This is a genomic window from Longimicrobiaceae bacterium (genome assembly GCA_035696245.1).
GTDB lineage: Bacteria > Gemmatimonadota > Gemmatimonadetes > Longimicrobiales > Longimicrobiaceae > DASRQW01.
Window position 1 is genome coordinate 1 of record DASRQW010000095.1, and the last position, 3,557, is coordinate 3,557.

The window sequence follows — 3,557 nt, forward strand, 5'->3', positions numbered from 1 at the left end:
GGTCGACGCGGGCGGCGCGGCGGGCGGGGAGCGAGGCGACCAGGGCCGCGACGCCGCTCACGAGCACCGCGGCCGCGGCGAAGCTCACCGCATCGCCCGGCTCGATGCCGAAAAACATGCTCGTGGCGAGGCGCGTGGTCGCCGCCGCCGCGACGAGCCCGACCACCACTCCGACGGCGGCGGCACCGCCCACGTCGCGCAGCACCAGCGCGTGCACCCGCCCGGCACCGGCGCCGAGGGCGATACGGATGCCGATCTCGCGCGTCCGCTGCTGCACCGTATAGGTGAGCACGCCGAAGAGCCCGACCGCGGCGAGCAGCAGCGCCAGCGCGGCGAAGGTGGTGAGCAGCAGCGTCTGGAAGCGCTGGTCCGCCAGGCCGTGTGCCATCGCCTCGCGTAGCGTGGACGCCTCGCGCACTGCCACCTGCGGGTCCGCGCTGCGCACCAGCGAGCGCAGCCCGGCCGCCAGCGCGCCCGCATCCCCGCGCGTGTGGGCGACGACGACGACCTGGCCCTGCGAGAGCTGCGGCGCCCCCAGCGGCGAGTACATCTGCATCCGCTTGGCGAGGAAGTGCGTGCCGGGTCCCTTCACGTCGCCAACGACGCCGACCACGGTGCTCCATTCGTCCTTGGGCGCCAGCCGGAAGCGCGTGCCCACCGCGCTGCCGCCGGGCGCCAGCCGCCGCGCCAGGCTCTCGCCGATCACGGCGACCTTGGCGCCGGACGCGCGCTCCGCGTCCGTGAAGCCGCGGCCCTGGCGCAGTGGCACGCCCACGGTGGCGAAGTACTCCGGGCCCACCCAGTCGGTGGAGAGGAGCTGGCCCTCCAGCGGGTTGCCCGCACGGCCCTCCACCTCCGCCTGCCCCAGCACGATCCCGAACTCCGCCGGCATCAACACCGACAGCGTGGCCGAGGTCACGCCCGGCAGCCGCTCCGCGCGCTCCCGCACCTCCTGCGCGAAGGCGTAGCGCGCGGCGGGGCTGGAGTAGCGGTTGGGCGGCAGCGTCACGCTCGCCGCAGCCACGCCGTCCACGCGCACGCCGGGCTCCTGCGCGCCCAGGCGGGCCAGGCTGCGCAGGAGCAGTCCGGCGCCCACCACCAGCACCACCGAGAGCGCCACCTCCAGCCCCACCATCCCGCCGCGGAGCCGCGCGTCGCGCCGGCTGCCGCCCAGGCCCGCGGGGCTGCCGCCCAAGGCCACCGCCGGGTCCACGCGAGCGCCCCGCAGCGCCGGCAGCAGGCCGAAGAGCAACCCGGTGAGCGCGCTCACGCCCGCGGTGAACAGCAGCACGCGCCCGTTCAGCGGCACGCCCTCCAGCGTGGACAGCGCCTCGGGGCGAAGGCCCACCAGCGCGTCCACCCCCCAGCGCGCCAGCAGCAGCCCGGCAGTGCCGCCCGCCGCGGCGATCAGCAGCCCTTCCACCAGGAGCTGGCGGACCAGCGCGCCGCGGCCGGCGCCCAGCGACGTGCGGATCGCCATCTCCCGTCCCCGCGCCGCCGTGCGGGCCAGGAAGAGGTGCGCCACGTTCGCGCAGGCGATGAGCAGCACCAGCCCCACGGCGCCCATCAGCACCAGCAGGCCCGTGTGCACGCCGTCGTCCAGGAAGTCGGTGGGGCGCATGAGCTGCGCGTCCCACTTGTGGCCCGGCATCAGCCCGTCCGGCACCTGCGCCGCGATGCCGGCCAGCTCGCGCTGCGCCGCCTCGGGCGTCACGCCTTCGCGCAGGCGGGCGACCATGCTCACGGTGCGCGGGCCGGGGCCCTGCAGCGAGAGCGGCATCCACACCTCGGTGCGGCCGCCCAGGTCGGACTCCTCCAGCTCGCGCGGCATCACACCGACAACCGTGTACGGCTTGCCGTCCAGCTGCAGCGTGGCGCCCGCCACGTCCGCCCGCCCGCCGAAGCGCCGCTGCCACGTACCGTAGCTCAGCAGCGCCACGGGCTCACCGCGCGCCGCCTCGTCTGCCGTGAACATGCGGCCGGCGGCGGGGGCTACGCCCAGGAAGCGCAGGAAACCGGGGCCCACCGACGTGCCGGGGACCACGGCCGCCTCGCCGCTGCCGCCCAGGAAGACCTCGCGGCTGTCGTACGTCTCCGCGCCCTCCAGCGAGCGGGCGCGGGTGCGCCACGCCTCCGCCACGGGAGCGGTGGGGCCCACGCTCAGGCCGATTGCGGGGTCGCTCAGCCACACGTACGCCATGCGCCCGCTGTCGCGGAAGGGCAGCGGCTGGAGCAGCAGGCGGTTGACCACGCTGAAGATGGCGGTGTTCACCGCGATCCCCAGCGCCAGCGTGAGCACGGCGGTGAGCACGAAGGCCGGCGAGCGGCTCAGCGAGCGCACGGCGTAGCGCAGGTCGTTCAGCAGGGCGTCCATCGTAGGCTTCTCGGGGGAAGGTCGGTTGATTCGGGTGATGCAGACGATCGGTAGATGCGTCGCGGCTCGGGCGTCGGCACGAACCTCATCTGCCGACTCGATGCGCACCCGCCGATATGGGTTCCATCGACGCGAGATACGCCGCCGCGGACGAGATGCGCGTCGGGCTGCGCGATGCGGCCCAAGGATGCGCGGCCCCGCATCTCCCAAAGCTGCTGGGAGATGCGGAGCGGACGACGTCTTCAGGCCGTCGCGGCGGGCTGCTGCTGGTTGACGACCCAGCCGTCGGCCAGCTCGATCACGCGGTTGCCGTACGCCGAGTTCACGTCGCTGTGCGTGACCTGGATGATGGTGGTGCCCTCGCGGTTCAGCTTCTGGAACAGCTCCATGATCTCGCGGCCCTGCGACGAGTGCAGGTTGCCCGTGGGCTCGTCCGCCAGCAGCACCTTGGGGTTTGCGATCACGGCGCGGGCCACGCCCACCAGCTGCTGCTGGCCGCCGCTGAGCTGGCTGGGGAACAGGTCCTTCTTGCCCACCATGTGGAAGCGGTCCAGCACGTCGGCCACCATGGCCTCGCGCTCCTTCTTCTTGATGTCGCGGTACGAGAGCGGTACGTCCAGGTTCTCCTGCACCGTCAGATGGTCGAGCAGGTGGTACTGCTGGAAGACGAAGCCGATGTTCAGCTTGTTCAGCGCGTTGCGTTCCTTGGGGCTCATGCGGTGCACGGGCTGGCCCAGAAAGTGGAATTCGCCCGCCCACGCCCCGTCGAACATCCCCAGGATGCCCAGCAGCGTGCTCTTCCCCGCACCGGACGGGCCCATGATGGACACGAACTCGCCCTGCTCGATGTCCAGGTCCACGTTGCGCAGCACGTACGTCTTGCCGTGGCCGGCGGGATACGACTTCTCGACGCTTCTCAGGCGGATCATGGGAAGGCTTTCGGTCGGGAGATGGAGGGCGGGCCCGCTCCCCCGCCATCTGTGGCTTCACGGGAGATGCGCGGCCGCTGTCGTCTTCGTGGAGTTTCGCCGCGCGGTCGGAGATTTCGGGCTCCGCGCGCTTACGCGTGGGCTCTCTCAAAGCCAGAGCCGTGCCCTGGTCGGCCGAAACGCATGCGCATGCAATCCAACGACTTGGGACGGGCGATGCAACCGCACGCCGCCACCTGTTGTTCGCTGCTGGG

2 protein-coding genes are annotated in these 3,557 nt (G+C 72.8%); both read right to left on the bottom strand.

Annotated features, from left to right (window positions below; genetic code table 11):
* On the bottom strand, positions 1–2,374 hold a 2,374-nt coding region (locus VFE05_04375; GenBank protein HET6229292.1), incomplete at its 3' end, for an ABC transporter permease.
* Between the two features lie 242 nt (positions 2,375–2,616).
* Positions 2,617–3,303 (bottom strand): ABC transporter ATP-binding protein, encoded by a 687-nt coding sequence (locus VFE05_04380; protein HET6229293.1) that lies wholly within the window; start codon positions 3,301–3,303, stop codon positions 2,617–2,619.
* Between the last annotated feature and the right edge of the window lie 254 nt (positions 3,304–3,557).